Source organism: Streptomyces sp. NPDC048424 (assembly GCF_040651555.1).
GTDB lineage: Bacteria > Actinomycetota > Actinomycetes > Streptomycetales > Streptomycetaceae > Streptomyces.
Window position 1 is genome coordinate 129615 of the sequence record NZ_JBEZKE010000012.1, and the last position, 15861, is coordinate 145475.

10 protein-coding genes are annotated in these 15861 nt (G+C 73.4%); 2 read left to right on the top strand and 8 right to left on the bottom strand.

Annotated elements, in window-relative coordinates; translation table 11 throughout:
* Positions 1 to 179: 179 nt before the first annotated feature.
* Positions 180 to 2300, bottom strand: coding sequence for a DNA topoisomerase IV subunit B (locus AB0D29_RS19255; protein ID WP_362855583.1), 2121 nt, complete (start codon positions 2298 to 2300; stop codon positions 180 to 182).
* Positions 2301 to 2748: 448 nt separating this feature from the next.
* On the opposite strand from AB0D29_RS19255, the gene AB0D29_RS19260 reads away from it, so the two are divergent.
* Entirely contained in the window at positions 2749 to 2982 is a 234-nt protein-coding gene (locus tag AB0D29_RS19260; RefSeq protein WP_030016583.1) for a hypothetical protein, read from the top strand.
* Between the two features lie 136 nt (positions 2983 to 3118).
* Here AB0D29_RS19260 and AB0D29_RS19265 read toward each other — a convergent pair whose 3' ends face one another.
* The 7 genes from AB0D29_RS19265 to AB0D29_RS19295 all read right to left on the bottom strand — a co-directional run bounded on the left by AB0D29_RS19265 (position 3119) and on the right by AB0D29_RS19295 (position 13570).
* Positions 3119 to 4045 carry a serine protease gene (locus AB0D29_RS19265; protein ID WP_362855584.1) on the bottom strand — a complete coding sequence of 309 codons (927 nt, stop codon included), beginning with the start codon at positions 4043 to 4045 and terminating at the stop codon, positions 3119 to 3121.
* Positions 4046 to 4143: 98 nt separating this feature from the next.
* Positions 4144 to 5742: an RNA polymerase sigma factor gene (locus AB0D29_RS19270; protein ID WP_362855585.1), complete on the bottom strand. Its 1599-nt coding sequence runs from the start codon at positions 5740 to 5742 to the stop codon at positions 4144 to 4146.
* A 369-nt stretch (positions 5743 to 6111) separates the two neighbouring features.
* Positions 6112 to 7053 carry a FadR/GntR family transcriptional regulator gene (locus tag AB0D29_RS19275; RefSeq protein ID WP_362855587.1) on the bottom strand — a complete coding sequence of 314 codons (942 nt, stop codon included), beginning with the start codon at positions 7051 to 7053 and terminating at the stop codon, positions 6112 to 6114.
* Between the two features lie 137 nt (positions 7054 to 7190).
* Positions 7191 to 8975 carry an ABC transporter ATP-binding protein gene (locus AB0D29_RS19280; RefSeq protein ID WP_362855588.1) on the bottom strand — a complete coding sequence of 595 codons (1785 nt, stop codon included), beginning with the start codon at positions 8973 to 8975 and terminating at the stop codon, positions 7191 to 7193.
* A 195-nt stretch (positions 8976 to 9170) separates the two neighbouring features.
* Positions 9171 to 9917 (bottom strand): NUDIX domain-containing protein, encoded by a 747-nt coding sequence (locus AB0D29_RS19285; RefSeq protein ID WP_351597784.1) that lies wholly within the window; start codon positions 9915 to 9917, stop codon positions 9171 to 9173.
* Positions 9918 to 10034: 117 nt separating this feature from the next.
* Positions 10035 to 12023: a glycogen debranching N-terminal domain-containing protein gene (locus tag AB0D29_RS19290; RefSeq protein ID WP_362855590.1), complete on the bottom strand. Its 1989-nt coding sequence runs from the start codon at positions 12021 to 12023 to the stop codon at positions 10035 to 10037.
* A 281-nt stretch (positions 12024 to 12304) separates the two neighbouring features.
* Complete coding sequence (locus tag AB0D29_RS19295) at positions 12305 to 13570, bottom strand: DUF4192 domain-containing protein (protein ID WP_362855591.1); 1266 nt, start codon at positions 13568 to 13570, stop codon at positions 12305 to 12307.
* A 122-nt stretch (positions 13571 to 13692) separates the two neighbouring features.
* Between AB0D29_RS19295 and AB0D29_RS19300 the strand changes: the two genes are divergently transcribed.
* Positions 13693 to 15852 (top strand): RecQ family ATP-dependent DNA helicase, encoded by a 2160-nt coding sequence (locus AB0D29_RS19300; RefSeq protein WP_362855593.1) that lies wholly within the window; start codon positions 13693 to 13695, stop codon positions 15850 to 15852.
* The last annotated feature ends 9 nt before the right edge of the window (positions 15853 to 15861 follow it).

Genomic DNA, 15861 nt, shown 5'->3' on the forward strand with positions numbered 1-15861 from the left:
CTCCTTGTCCGCTGCCGCATTGGCCGCGTGCCCACAAGGATGTGCTCAATAGTCGCTTTCCGGACTGGTGTACCGGCGCTCTTCACTCCAACAGGTGATGGAGTGAAGAGCGCCGGTGTGCCGTGAGGCGTGTCGGGGCCGTTCGTGCCGGCTTCCGCCGGCCATCGGCTCCGGCCGGGTCAGGCGTCGATGCGCGAGCGGTCGAGGGTCGCCGCGGAACTCGTGATGAACTCCTTGCGCGGCGCCACCTCGTTGCCCATGAGGAGGTCGAAGACCTGCTCGGCCGAGTCCAGGTCGCCGATGTTGATCCGGCGCAGGGTGCGGAAGCGGGGGTCCATGGTGGTCTCCGCCAGCTGGTCCGCGTCCATCTCGCCCAGACCCTTGTAGCGCTGGATCGAGTCCTTGTACCGGATGTTCTTGCGCTGGTACTCCAGCAGGGTCTGGCGCAGCTCGTTGTCCGAGTACGTGTAGACGTACTTGTCCTGGCCCTTCTTCGGCTGGACCAGCTCGATCCGGTGCAGCGGCGGCACGGCCGCGAAGACCCGGCCGGCCTCGACCATCGGCCGCATGTACCGCTGGAAGAGCGTGAGCAGCAGGCAGCGGATGTGCGCGCCGTCCACGTCGGCGTCGACGAGCAGCACGATCTTGCCGTAGCGGGCGGCGTCGATGTCGAAGGTGCGGCCCGAGCCGGCTCCTATGACCTGGATGATCGCCCCGCACTCGGCGTTCTTGAGCATGTCCGAGATCGAGGACTTCTGGACGTTGAGGATCTTGCCGCGGATGGGCAGGAGCGCCTGGAATTCCGAATTCCGGGCGAGCTTCGCCGTACCGAGGGCCGAGTCCCCCTCGACGATGAAGAGCTCGCTGCGCTCCACGTCGTCGCTGCGGCAGTCGGCCAGCTTGGCGGGGAGCGAGGAGGTCTCCAGCGCGGTCTTGCGGCGCTGCGCCTCCTTGTGCTGCCGGGCGGCGATCCGGGTCCGGGCGGCCGCGACGATCTTCTCCATCACGGCGCGGGCCTGCTGCTTGTCGTCGCGCTTGGTGGAGGTCAGGAAGGCCTTGAGCTCCTTGGCGACCACGGCGGCGACGATCCGGGTGGCCGCGGAGGTGCCGAGCACCTCCTTGGTCTGGCCCTCGAACTGCGGCTCGGCGAGGCGGACGGTGACGACGGCGGTCATGCCCTCCATCGCGTCGTCCTTGACCACGTCGTCCTCGGCGACGCGCAGCAGCTTGGCCGAGCGCAGCACCTCGTTCACGGTCTTGGCGACCGAGCGCTCGAAGCCGGAGACGTGGGTGCCGCCCTTGGGGGTGGCGATGATGTTCACGAAGGACTTGACGTTGGTCTCGTAGCCCGTGCCCCAGCGCAGGGCGATGTCCACGCCGAGTTCGCGCGTGACCTCGGTGGGCGTCATGTGGCCGCGGTCGTCGAGGACCGGCACGGTCTCCTTGAAGGTGCCCGTGCCGTTCAGGCGCAGCACGTCACAGACGGCCTTGTCCTGGGCGAGGTACTCGCAGAACTCGCTGATGCCGCCGTCGAAGCGGAACGTCTCCTCGGTCTTGCCGGCGCCGTCGATGCCGCGCTCGTCGCGGACGACGAGGGTCAGGCCGGGGACGAGGAAGGCGGTCTGGCGGGCGCGCTGGTAGAGCGTCTCCAGGTTGAGCCGGGCGTCCTTGAGGAAGATCTGGCGGTCGGCCCAGTAGCGGACCCGGGTGCCGGTCTTGCCCTTGGTGATCCGCTTGACCTTGCGCAGGCCGTTGGCGGGATCGAACGGACTTTCGGGACCCTGCTCGGTGAACATCCCGGGGACGCCGCGGCGGAAGCTGATGGCGTGGGTGGCGCTGTTGCGGTCGACCTCGACGTCCAGCCGGGCGGAGAGGGCGTTGACCACGGAGGCGCCGACGCCGTGCAGGCCGCCGGAGGCCGCGTACGAGCCGCCGCCGAACTTGCCGCCCGCGTGCAGCTTGGTCATGACGACCTCGATGCCGGACAGGCCGGTCTTGGGCTCGACGTCCACGGGGATGCCGCGGCCGTTGTCCCGGACCTCGACGGAGGCGTCCTCGTGGAGGATGACCTCGATGTGGTCGCAGTAGCCGCCCAGGGCCTCGTCGACGGAATTGTCGATGATCTCCCACAGGCAGTGCATCAGGCCACGGCTGTCGGTCGAGCCGATATACATGCCGGGGCGCTTGCGGACGGCCTCCAGCCCCTCGAGGACGAGCAGGTGCCGCGCGGTGTAGTTGGAACCGTCCCGGTCTGCTCCGGACAGCAGCGCGCTGGAAGGCACGGACGTGTCGGCGGTCACGCAGTTCGCTCCTCGCTGAATTTCTTTTCTGGCCCGGTCGGGCGCAGGGGTGGCTCGGCTGCCGCTCGAAGGGTACCGAGGCCAGGTAGAGCCGATGCAACGCCACCCTCGCGCACTCCTCACCCTAGTCCAGATCCGCACGAACGTTCGATCCCCCGGCCGGGTGAAGGAAACATCACGTTCCCTTCCGCGCATGAACCATTTAGGGTTCGGGCACGTCCTCATGAACAACCTGGCACTCACGCCGGGGGAGGATGGAACTGCAACAAGCGCACGACTGACAACGCGAAACCGTAAAGCAACGCAATACGGCTCCTTCGCCGCCAACCGGCAACAGCCGGCCAGCTTCGGAAGGAAGTTTCGAGGAAAAGCCGCGAGCGGGAACGTTTTCGGCCTGGTTGGATGTTGACCCTGGTACGACAGCTCGTCGAGCTAGAGAAGAGGCGACGTGACTACTGTTCTGACACCCGCGACCCCGCTGACGGCCGCTGACCGATGCGACCGTTGCGGCGCCCAGGCATATCTGCGCGTCGTCCTGCTGAGCGGCGGTGAACTGCTCTTCTGCGCCCACCACGGTCGCAAGTTCGAGCCGGAACTCAAGAAGATCGCCGCGGAAATACAGGATGAGACCGAGCGGCTTACGTCCGCTCCGGCTGCCAATGCCGAACCCGAGGACCGCTGACACAAGGCCTAACCTCGCATCCGACGAGCCAGGACCGGCGATGCCGGTCGACGGGCGGCACCCCTGAGACCCAGGGGTGCCGCCCGTCCTCACATCCACGGCCGCCCGCGCTCGGGGGCGGGCGGCCGTACGGTCGCTAGCCCGTGCGGTGCCCCTGTACGGGCCCTGCGCCCGGTACGGAGCGCCTGCGGGCCTCCCACGCGGCGTCCTGGACCCCGCCGGGCTGTGCGCCCGTCTCCGGGGCCGTCACGAAGCCGGCGAGGGGAGCGATGCGCGTGTAGACCCCCGGGCTGTCCGCGCGCCCGCAGCCGCGGCCCCACGAGACCAGCCCGATGAGCCGCCCCTGCGCGACCAGCGGTCCGCCGCTGTCGCCCTGGCAGGCGTCCTTGCCGCCCCCGCTGTCCCCCGCGCACACCATGGACTCGGCGCGGTACTGCCCGTCGGCATCCCCGGGGTAGGCCCGCCCGCACACCTCGTCCGCCAGGACCGTCACCCGCGCGGCCCGGAGCGCGTACGCGTAGTCACCGAAGCCGCTCGTGTCGCCCCAGCCGTAGACGGCCGCCTCGGTCCCCGCCTCGTAGGCGGAATGCCCCGCCTCCGCCATGGGGAGCACGTGGAGGGCCGGCACGGCCTCGGCCAGCTCCAGGACGGCGAGGTCCCCCGCGTTGCTCTGCGGGTCGTAGGCCGGGTTCACCCGGGCCCCGCTCACCGGGATCTCCCGGCCGTCGGCCGCCGTCAGCTCCGTACGCCCGACGATCACCCGGAAGTCGGGCACGGATTCGACCGGGCCGCCCAGCACCTGGCGGCCCAGGCAGTGGGCCGCGGTCACCACCCGGGTCGGAGCCACGACGACTCCCCCGCAGAACTGCCCGCCCCGCGTACCCCCGAACCGGTCACGGCTGGCCAGCGCCACGACCCAGGGGCTGTCGGCCACCCTGACCGGCTTCCCGCCGATCACCACGCTGTCCGCGGCCGCCTGCGGCACCTGGGCGAGCGGCGCCGCGGCCGCTCCCGCCGCCAGGGTCAGCGCTCCCGCCAGAGCACGGGCAAAGGGACGACGCATGAGGCCTCCTGACTCCGAGTGTGCATGACTCCACCCAGAGTGGGATGCCCGGTGGCCGAGCGCACCCGCGCGGCCACCCCTCGTCGTCCCCGTACCGGTCAGTCCAGGTAGTCGCGCAGCACCTGGGAGCGGGACGGGTGCCGCAGCTTCGACATCGTCTTCGACTCGATCTGGCGGATCCGCTCACGCGTGACCCCGTAGACCTTGCCGATCTCGTCGAGGGTCTTGGGCTGCCCGTCGGTGAGGCCGAAGCGCATCGAGACCACGCCGGCCTCGCGCTCGCTCAGCGTGTCGAGCACCGAGTGCAGCTGCTCCTGCAGGAGCGTGAAGCTCACGGCATCGGCCGGGACGACCGCCTCGGAGTCCTCGATGAGGTCACCGAACTCGCTGTCGCCGTCCTCGCCGAGCGGCGTGTGCAGGGAGATCGGCTCGCGGCCGTACTTCTGGACCTCGATGACCTTCTCGGGGGTCATGTCGAGTTCCTTGGCCAGCTCCTCCGGGGTGGGCTCGCGGCCCAGGTCCTGGAGCATCTGGCGCTGCACGCGGGCGAGCTTGTTGATGACCTCGACCATGTGCACCGGGATGCGGATGGTGCGGGCCTGGTCGGCCATCGCGCGCGTGATCGCCTGCCGGATCCACCAGGTCGCGTACGTGGAGAACTTGTAGCCCTTGGTGTAGTCGAACTTCTCGACCGCGCGGATGAGGCCCAGGTTCCCCTCCTGGATCAGGTCCAGGAAGAGCATGCCGCGGCCGGTGTAGCGCTTGGCGAGGGAGACCACGAGGCGGAGGTTGGCCTCCAGCAGGTGGTTCTTCGCGCGCCGGCCGTCCTCGGCGATGATCTCCAGCTCGCGCTTCAGCTTGGGCGCCAGCTTGTCGGAGTTCGCCAGCTTGTCCTCGGCGAACAGGCCGGCCTCGATGCGCTTGGCGAGCTCCACCTCCTGCTCGGCGTTGAGGAGGGGGACCTTGCCGATCTGCTTGAGGTAGTCCTTGACCGGGTCGGCGGTGGCGCCGGCGACCACGACCTGCTGGGCGGGGGCGTCGTCCTCGTCGTCGGAGATGACGAAGCCCTTGTTCTCGCCGCCCTCCTCCTCTTCGTCGGCCTCGGCCTTGGCGGCGTCGGGACCCTCGTCGGGGGTCTCGTCCTCGCCGCCCTCGTCGGCGTCCTTCTTGGCGGCGGTCTTCTTCGCCGCCGTCTTCTTGGCGGCGGTCTTCTTGGCGGGCGCGGCCTTCTTGGCGGCTGTCTTCTTCGCCGCCGTCTTCTTGGCCGCGGGCTCGGTTCCGGGCTCCTCCGCGAGGAGGTCCGCGGTCTCCGGGTCCGCCGTCCCGACTGCCGGGGCCGCGGTGGGCGCGGTGGCCGCGGGCTGCGCTGCCGTCGTCCTGGCCGTCGTCTTCCTGACGGGCTCGGTGGCCGTCCGCTTGGCCGGGCTCTTCGCTGCGACGCTCTTGCGGGTGGTGCGCTTGGGCGACTCCGCGGCACTGACCATCAGCGTCACACCCTCTTCCTCGAGGATCTGGTTGAGGCTGCGCAGAACATTCTTCCACTGGGTCGCAGGAATCTGGTCAGCCTCGAAGGCCCGACGCACGTCATCGCCGGCGATCTGCCCCTCGGCCTTGCCCCGCTCGATGAGCGCCATCACAGACTCGGAATCGGCGATCTCCGGCGGGAGCGTACGGGATGTGCTGGCCGACACGAACAACCTCTCGGAACGATGGGAACGGCTTCCGACGCCGGGCCTGGTGGTGCTGGACCGGAGCCGACGACCACTGACCGGGGATGGGCCGGCGGCGCGGGCAGGGGCCGGGGAGCTGCACAGCACCCCCAAGGGCTGCTGTCTTCCCTCCGTCGGCCATCACCTCTTAGGTCATCGCGTGACCTCGCAGAGTGTTACGCCCAATCTTCGTGGCCCGAGTCACACCCCGTACGGACGGACGCCGGTCAGGGGGTCGTCACGGCGGTCCGGACGGGGCCCGACCTCCGCGGCGGAGGGCCCCACGCGGGTGTCGCCGGACCCGACCGGGCCCGGCGACACGTCCTGCACACCCCCACGCCCCCGCGCGTCCGCCCGTCAGTGCTCGCGCGGGGCGGGGACCACGCGCTCGACCTCCGGATGCACCGTCAGGAGCTGGCGCATGGCGTTCTCGGCACCGGTCGCGTCACCCGCGGCGAGGGCCTCGACCATCCGCGCGTGGTGGGCCACACAGGTCTCGCTCGGCCGGTCGCAGGCGGTGATCGGGCTGCCGGAGACCTGGAGGGCGGCGGAGACGATGCCGGAGAGGTGCTCCAGCATGCGGTTGCCGGCGACCTGGATGAGGAGCGCGTGGAACTCGTTGTCGGCGCGCGCGAAGGTGATCGAGTCGCCCTGGCCGAGGGCGTGGCCCATGATCTCGACCATGTCGGCGAGGCGCTGCTGGATGTCCGGACGGCCGTGGCCGGCGGCGAGGCGGGCGGCGAGCGGTTCGATGGTCCAGCGGAGCTCGCCCAGCTCGCGGCGCTGGTCGTCGCGCTGGGGGCCGAAGGCGCGCCACTCGATGATGTCGGGGTCGAGCAGGTTCCAGTCGGCGACGGGGCGGACCCGGGTGCCGACGTTGGGGCGGGCGCTGACGAGGCCCTTGGCCTCCAGGACCCGCAGCGATTCGCGGACGACCGTGCGGGAGACCTCGAAGCGCTGGCCGATCTCCTCGGGGACCAGGGGGCGGTCCGCTCCGAGGTCACCGGAGACGATCATCTGGCCGAGCTGCTGGACGAGTTGGCCGTGCAGTCCGCGGCCGCGGCTGCCCGCCGCGCGGCGGCCGACCCGGCTCAACTCGACGTCGGCGCCGTCCCAGTGGGGCGCTCCGACGCGGTCGGACCCGGGGGCCTCCGCGTAGGGGTAGCGGTCGAGTTCGCCCGGGCCGGCGAGGCCGGAGTCGGCGTGGCGGGCGGCGGTCATCATGGTGTGCGCAAGGGTACTCACGAATCCTTTGTCGGCCGTGCCTCCATGACCCTTGAGGTCTTTGGTGAAAAGCACACGAAAGGGTGATCGGCGTCACCTACGCAATTGACGACTTATCGTAAAGAACCGGGCCTTTTGCGGGGAGTTGCGGTCCGCTTGACGCGACACGGACGACAACGGTCCCGTCCGTGCCCTCTCCGGCACCGGAACGATCACCAACGGACCCGGCTGCGCAGTCCGGTGAACCCATAGGCGCACAACAGGACCATCAGCGACAACACCAGCGCGGTCCCGACGGGTTGGGCCATCACCCGCAGGGCTCCCACGAGCAGGCGGTCCGCCTCCGGCGGCCACTGCACCCAGCTCAGGCCCCGCAGCCGGGGCCCGAGCCCGGTGACCGGGTACGCCGACGATCCTTCCAGGGCCTTGCGCACCAGTGGCACCACCATCACCGGTACGGCGAGCACCGCGGCCAGCCCGGCAGTGGCGGACCGGAAGACACCGGAGGCGAGTACGCCGGCCCAGGCGCAGCCGATGAGCAGCCCGGCCCAACTCACGGCCGGGGACAGCCACTCCACCGGGGTGCGCAGCGGGCCGCTGTCGAAGACGAGCGCGAGCGCGGCGGCGTCGGCCGCCACGGCCAGGGCGCCCAGCAGCAGCGCGAGGGCCGCGCAGACGCCGAGCTTGGCGGTGAGCAGCCCCATCCGGCGGGGCACGGTGCCGCGGTCGGCGGCGAGCGCGGGGTAGCGGTACTCCTCGCCGAAGGCCAGCGCGCCGAGCAGTCCCGCGCCGAGGGCGGCGGGCGGCAGTGGCAGCAGTTCGGGCCAGGCGGCGAGCAGGCGGTTCTGCGGGGTCTGCCCGGCCCGGGCCAGCACCAGGGAGGTGAGGACGGAGACGGCGACGACGAGGGCGGCGGTGAGTACGGGCGTGGCGGTGCCGAAGACCCGGAGCAGCTCGTAGCGCAGCGGCCGCAGCGGCCCGCCCACGCGGCGCACGGTCGAGGCGGGCCGCCCGGCGCGGTCCTGCCGGGGGCGGCGGCCGGAGTCCCCGGCACCGGCCCCTGCGGGGTCCGGCGGGCTCGCGGCAGCGGAGGAGCGGGCGTGCGGGACCGGCGCCGCCGGTGAGCCGGAGTCACCCGTCTCGTCGGCGAGCTGGTGGACCAGCACGCCGTGCCGGAACGCGGCCTCGCCGACCTCGGCGCAGTTGCTGCCGTACACCGAGAGGCGGCTGCCGCTCTCCTCGACGATCTCCACCGCGCGCTGGGCGGCCCGGGCCTCCCGGCCCAGCACGTCGGCCAGCCGGGCGGCGTGCGGGGTGCGCACGGCGACCCGCGGGCGCAGCCGGGTCCGGGCGAACTCGGCGGCGTCCTGGTCGGCGACGAGCCGGCCCGCCTCGATGCTGACGACCCGGTCGGCGCTGCGGGCGGCTTCCTTCGCGTCGTCGGTGGTGAAGAGCACGGCCCCGCCGAGGGAGGCGTGGCCGCGCAGCAGCCCGTGCAGCCAGCCGCGCTCGCGGGGGGAGAGTCCGGCGCCGGGCTCGTCCAGGAGGAGGGTGCACGGATCGGCGAGCAGCGCCGAGGCCAGTGCGACCCGGCGCTCCATGCCGAGCGAGAGCGAGCCGAGCCGCTGGTCCCGGAGGCCGGCGATGCCGACGACCTCCAGCATGGTGTCGGCCCGGGAGGCCGGCACCCCGGCGGCGGCGCAGAGCATCCGCAGCTGGTTGCGGACGGTCCGTGCGGGGTTGCCGGGTACGTCGCCCAGCAGCACGCCGACCTCACGGCCGGGGTACGGGAGCCGGTGCAGCGGGCGGCCGCGGAAGTAGGTGACGCCGCGGCCCGGTTCGAGTTCGAGCATGAGCCGCAGCGCGGTGGTCTTGCCCGATCCCGGCTCTCCGAGCAGGGCGGTCACGTGCCCCGGGCGGGCCTCGAAGGTGAGGTCGTCCACGAGGGGCGGGGTGTTGGGGCGGTGTTTGCTGGTGAGTCCGATGGCCTGGAGCATCGCTTCTCTCGCGGGGGGGTGAGACCGCTCTGCGGCAGGGTGAGTACCGCAAGCAAGATAACGCGATATGTCCGATTTTCTGCGCAACCGGTCCGATGGGATGCCGGTATTGCCGTCAGACTCGGTACGACCGCCGACTCCGACTCCGGCCCCCGCGCCGCCCGGCGCGCCGCGGCCGGCGGACGGGATGCGGCCTCAGACCTCCGGGCGCAGCATCGGCGGGTTGAGCAGCGTGGCCCCGCCGGCGCGGAACAGCTGTGCCGGGCGCCCGCCCTGACGGGTCGTCGTCCCTCCGGCCGGCACCAGGAATCCGGGGGTCCCGGTGACCTTGCGGTGGAAGTTGCGCGGGTCCAGGGCCACGCCCCAGACGGCCTCGTAGACCCGGCGCAGCTCGCCGACGGTGAACTCGGGCGGGCAGAAGGCGGTGGCCAGCGAGGAGTACTCGATCTTCGAGCGGGCCCGCTCCACGCCGTCGGCGAGGATCCGCGCGTGGTCGAAGGCGAGCGCCGTGGCCGCCTCGTCGTGGGCGGCCAGCAGTTCGTCCACGGGGGCCCAGCGCGCGCTGTTGGCGTCGCCTCCGGCACGAGGCGCCGGAAGGTCCGGAGCCAGTACCAGGTGCGCCACGCTGACGACACGCATCCGCGGATCCCGCTTCGGATCGCCGTACGTGGCCAGCTGTTCGAGGTGCGCCCCGTTGCCCGCGCCGGGCAGGGCGGGATCGTGGGCGCACAGGCCGGTCTCCTCGGAGAGCTCCCGCGCGGCGGCACCGGCCAGGTCCTCGTCCCCGCGGACGAATCCGCCGGGCAGCGCCCAGCGCCCCTGGAACGGCTGCTCACCCCGGCGGACGACCAGCGCGCAGAGCGCGTGGCGCCGCACGGTGAGCACGACCAGGTCGACGGTGACGGCAAAGGGCGGGAAGGCCGACGGGTCGTAGGGCGACATGCCGCGATCATAGTCGTCTGCCTGACGATAAACAGCTCTTTGGTGACCTTGAAGAGACTGTTCGGGAGGTGGGAGGGCGACGGCCCGCCCTGCTGCCCGCCGCGCTAGGCCACCGCACTAGCCGCCCAGCTGGAGCGCATCGGCGGCCTCCTCCACCATGCCGAGGCCGAGCCGGCTGATCCGGACGGCGAAGGGCTCCCCCGACACCCGCAGGCCCGAGAGCCGGAGCGCGCCCAGGGGGGCGCCGGGGAGCGGGGCGAGGGCGACCGTGCCCGCGGGGGCGTCGGGGCGGATCCCGGCGAGGGCGGTCAGCACGTGGATCCCGGCCGCCGCGGCCACGGCGGCCGGACGGCAGGCCGCCGGGTGCGGGACGGGGGCGCTGCCGGCGGTGCGCTGCTCGGCCGCGAACATCTCCGGCAGCCGGTACCCGAACGCCTCCGCCGCGTCCAGCAAGCCCCGCAGCAGGCCCGCGGCCTCCTTCTCGAAGCCCGCCTGGGCCAGGCCCGCCACCGCCACGGCGCTCTCGTACGCCCGCACCGCGCCCGAGCGGTGGCCGAACGGGTTGTGCCCCGGCTCCCTGGTGGCCATGCTCCGCAGTCCCCATCCGGAATCCATGGCGGGGGCTCCGAGCAGCCGGGCCAGCTGCTCCGAGCGCACCTTGTCGAGGAGCCCCGGGGCCAGCCGGCCGCCGCCGAGCAGTCCGGTGTCGAGCAGGTGGGCTGCGGCTCCGGTGAGCCGTGGCAGTGGCCGTCCGTCGGGATGCAGGGCCGAAGCGGGCCGGCCGCCGTCCGGGCCGTCGATCCAGAAGCCCGCCCGGAACCGCTCGCGCAGCGCGGCGGCCCGCTCCAGCCACTCATCGGCGCCGGGCCGCCCGCATCCGGCGAGGAGGTCCGCGCCGAGCACGGCGGCCCGGTGGGCGTGGGCCTGGGTCTCGCAGCGCCGCGGACCGGGGTCGGGGTCGGCCAGGAGGCCGTCCTCCCCCAGAGCCCCGCGCAGCCAGTCGAGGCACCGCTCGGCAGCCGGGAGCAGCCGGGCCACCTCCTCTTCCGGCATGCCCCAGAGCCGGGCTTCGGCCAGCACCGCGGGGAAGGCCAGGGTCGCCTCCGTGCCGGTGCACCCGGGCGGCAGCTGCGGGCCCGCGCCGCGCAGCGGCCCAGGGATCTTCCCGGCGTCGGGCCCGCGCCCTTCGGCCTGGGTCCGGGCCAGGATGCGCAGGGTGGCCGCGGCGAGCCCGGTCCCGAGGGGCAGCGCCATCCGCGCGGCCCACAGTGACTCGGCCGGGGCGAGGCCCAGCCGCCAGGGCGCCCCGGCCGCCGCGAAGGCGTCGCCCGGCGCCTCGGGGTCCCGCAGGAGGAGCGCGCCCATGTCCTCGACGCTGCTGCGGAACCACGCCTCGACCCTCGGGTCGTCCCCCTCGGCCCGGGCGTCGGCCAGCGGGTTGGCCACCTGCCCGGCGGGGGCCCGCGCGACCCGGTCCTGAGTGGTCCGCAGCTCAATGGTGCGGGATTCGCCGGGGCCCAGTTCGAGCTGCCAGCGCAGCAGCCCCGCCGATGCCAGCGCGTCGTCCGGCGGCGGCTCGGCCGCGGTGACCGCCTGCGCCTCGCCGGTGCTCCAGCGCAGCCCGGCGGCATGCACCCCGGCGGGCAGCTCCGGCCCCGCCCGGCCGGCGGCCACGGCGGCCAGCTCCGCCAGGTCGGTGCCGAGCAGGACCTCCACGGGCAGGCGTACCGACCGGGCCGTGAAGCTGCGCAGAGTGATCCGCTCGGTGCCGTCCGCGTGCCTGACCCGTTCCACACCGATGTCCGGGTCGGGGCCGGGCTCGGCACCGGTGCGGACGGTCGCGGTGAAGGCGGCCCGGTCTGCGCCGAGGCTGCGCCCTTGGACGGCTACCGGGTCCCGGCCGCCGACCCGCAGCACGCAGCGGGAGAGCAGCCTGCGCCCGGAGCGGTAGATCCCGTCGATCCCCCGCCCGGTCAGCTGACCGTGCTCCGGCGAGATGACCAGACAGGGCGCGGCGACGCAGATGACGGCGCCGTGCACGGGCGGCAGTTCGGGCCTGCGGGCGGCGGGCACGCCGGATGGGCGGGGAGGTGCGGGGTGAGACATGTGTCGCCTTGTCTGCGCTCCGGTCGGTTCAGCTGGGCGGCGGCGTGGCCGGGCCCCCACCACCCCACATCTGAACGCCCCCACCCCCGCCCGGGTCACGGCCTCCTGCCCCGCCCGGGTCACGGCCTCCTGCCCCGCCCGGGGCACGGACCTCGGATGCGGCAGGGTCGATGTCGCGGGCCGCGCACGCCCGGGGCGGAGCCCGCGCCGCCCGGTCAGGCCCAGGCCCAGGGCGCTCCGGAGCAGCCGCACCGGATCACCGCGCCAGGGCCGGCGCGCCTTCACTGCTCGCTCCCCGCGGTGCGGCGGGAACCGCGCCGGGGCGTGGTCCGGCCGCGCCTCCCGGGAGGACGCGTACCGGCCGAGGAGCGCGCCCGCCTCGGCTCGCGGCGGCGGCGCTCCTCCCGCAGGCACTCCCGCAGTCCCTCGGGATCGATCCCCTCGTTGCACGCGTGGTGGAGCAGCTGGGCGAAGCGGTACTCGGCGTCCGCCCGCAGGGCCAGGCCGAAGGCGATCCGGGCCGTCGGCTCGTCCCCGGTGGACCAGGAGACCCAGCCCGCGAGGGTGAGCGGGGCCGCGGCGTGCTCGCCGTAGGCCCCGACGCAGCGCCGTGCGAGGGCCCGCCACAGCCGCAGGGCAGGGGCGGCCTCCTCGTCCTCCATCCACTCGGCCGCGATGTCCCGGATCTCGCGGTCCTGGAGGCCCAGGATCAAAGAGGCGGCCTCGTCGTGGCCCAGGAGCGCGTCGTCCCAGTCGTCGGCGTGGGCGCCGCCCTCGACCGGTGGGGCCAAGGTCATGCGCCGCATCAGGTCCCGCGCGAGGGAGATCGTCTCGGCGCCGACCTCCTCCCGGGTGGCCCCGTCGAGGATCCTCGGCATCAGGGCCGCGGCCGCCCGGTCCAGGGCCCTCTCCGCCTCCGCGGCCACGGACCCGCGCAGCGGTGCGAGCCGGCCCTCGATCTCCTTGAGGGAGCCCCGGACCTGGAGCCCGGCGAAGGTGGCCGCGGCGGCCATCACCGAGGTGCCGACCGCGGCCAGCCGGGTGCCCTCGGCCGGGCAGCACCGCTCGTCCGGGCAGACGTAGGACCAGAACCGGCCCTCGGAGAGGCACAGGGCCTCCAGCACCGGCACGTCCAGCGCGCCGCAGGCCAGCCGGATCCGCTGGGCGAACGGCCGCAGCCGGGCCATCACCCGCCGGCCGCTCTCCTCCCCTCGCGGTTCCTGGCAGAGGTAGAGGACGATGCCGTCGGGCTTGCCGCCGCGCCGTTCGCTGCCCCGGATGAGGCAGTCGGCGACCTGCCGGGCGGTGTCCTCCCATTCCGCGGACGCGGTGGGGATGCCGACCCGCAGCCGGCCGCCGAAGCGCCCGCCCTCCCCGTGCACGGCGACCAGGACGAGGGAGTCGCTCGGGTGGAACCCGAGCATGTAGGGCAGCGCGTCGGCCAGTTCGGCCGGGCTGCGCAGGGTGATCTGGGGGCCGGCGGCTGCTCCGGCCGGGCTGAAGGAGGGTCGGTCGGACGGGCTGCGTGATTCGTGGTTGTTCGTCATGGCACGAAGGTCCCGCGCATGATCCGATCCGGAAAGCCCTGTGGATAACTGTTGACGCTTCAATTTCCACAGGTCCAGAGCGGCATTGGCGCGATGTCACAGGCATCGGGTTGCATGGGGGCATGAACGCAGACCTGAGGTCCTCGGCCGACTCCGTACTAGCCCGTCTCGTGGGCGACCCCACGGGCACCGCCCGGCTGCGTGAGGACCAGTGGCGGGCGATCGAGGCCCTCGTCGCGCACAAGCGACGGGCGCTGGTGGTGCAGCGCACGGGCTGGGGCAAGTCCGCGGTGTACTTCGTCGCCACCTCGCTGCTGCGGGCGAGCGGCGCCGGCCCGACCGTGATCGTCTCTCCGCTCCTCGCGCTGATGCGCAATCAGGTCGAAGCCGCGGCCCGGGCCGGGATCCGCGCCCGCACGATCAATTCCGCCAATCCCGAGGAGTGGGAGGGCATCCAGGCCGAGGTCGCCGCCGGCGAGGTCGACGTCCTGCTGGTGAGCCCGGAGCGGCTGAACAACCCCGACTTCCGCGACCAGGTCCTCCCCAAGCTCTCCGCCGCGACGGGTCTGCTCGTGGTGGACGAGGCCCACTGCATCTCCGACTGGGGGCACGACTTCCGCCCCGACTACCGCCGGCTGCGCACCATGCTGGCCGACCTGCCGCCCGGCGTCCCGGTCCTCGCCACCACCGCCACGGCCAACGCCCGCGTGACCGCCGATGTCGCCGAACAGCTGGGCACCGGAGCCGGCACGGACGCGCTGGTGCTGCGCGGCCCGCTGGACCGCGAGAGCCTGAGCCTGGCGGTGCTGACCCTGCCCGACGCGGCGCACCGGCTGGCCTGGCTCGCCGATCACCTCGGCGACCTGCCCGGCTCCGGGATCATCTACACGCTGACCGTGGCGGCGGCCGAGGAGGTCACCGCGTACCTGCGCCACCGCGGGCACACGGTGTCCTCGTACACCGGCAAGACGGAGAACGCGGACCGCCAGCAGGCCGAGGACGACCTCCAGGCGAACCGGGTCAAGGCGCTGGTGGCCACCTCCGCCCTCGGCATGGGCTTCGACAAGCCGGACCTGGGCTTCGTCGTCCACCTCGGCTCGCCCTCCTCCCCCATCGCCTACTACCAGCAGGTCGGCCGCGCCGGCCGTGGTGTGGAGCACGCCGAGGTGCTGCTGCTCCCGGGCCGCGAGGACGAGGCGATCTGGCAGTACTTCGCCTCGGTGGCCTTCCCGCCGGAGGAGCAGGTGCGCCGCACCCTCGACGTCCTGGCCCAGGCCGGCCGCCCGCTGTCGCTGCCCGCCCTGGAGCCGCTGGTGGACCTGCGTCGCACCCGGCTGGAGACCATGCTCAAGGTCCTCGACGTCGACGGCGCCGTGCACCGCGTCAAGGGCGGCTGGACCTCGACCGGCGAGCCGTGGGCCTACGACGCCGAGCGCTACGCCTGGGTGGCCCGGCAGCGGGCGGCCGAGCAGCAGGCCATGCGGGACTACGCGGCGGCCACCGAGTGCCGGATGGAGTTCCTGCGCCGCCAGCTCGACGACGAGGAGGCCGCGCCCTGCGGCCGCTGTGACAACTGCGCCGGTGCCCGGTTCACCGCCGAGGTCTCCACCACCGCGCTGGACACCGCCCGCGGCGAGCTCGGCCGCCCGGGCGTGGAGCTGGAGCCTCGCAAGATGTGGCCGACCGGGCTCGCGGCGGTCGGCGTCGACCTCAAGGGACGCATCCCCGCCGGGGAGCAGGCCTCGACGGGCCGGGCGCTGGGCCGGCTGTCCGACATCGGCTGGGGCAACCGGCTGCGCCCGATGCTCGCCCCGCAGGCTCCGGACCAGCCGGTCCCGGATGACGTGACCCAGGCCGTGGTGGCGGTGCTCGCCGACTGGGCGCGGGGCCCCGGCGGCTGGGCCTCCGGAGCCCCGGACGCCCCGGCCCGGCCGGTGGGCGTGGTCGCCCTGCCCTCGCGCAGCCGCCCCCAGCTGGTCGGTTCGCTGGCCGCGCGGATCGCGGAGGTCGGTCGGATGCCCCTGCTCGGTTCGGTCGCCTACACGGATCAGGCTCCGGAGTTCGGGGTGGCGGTCTCGAACAGCGCCCAGCGGGTGCGGGGGCTCCACCAGGCCCTGACCGTGCCCCCGGAGCTGGCCGCCGCGCTCGCGGAGGCCGCGGGTCCGGTGCTCCTCGTGGACGACCGCTCGGAGAGCGGGTGGACCCTCGCGGTGGCCGCCCGGCTGCTTCGGCGGGCAGGCGCGAAAGAGGTGTTCCCGCTGGTGCTGGCGCTCCAGGGGTAGCCGAATGCG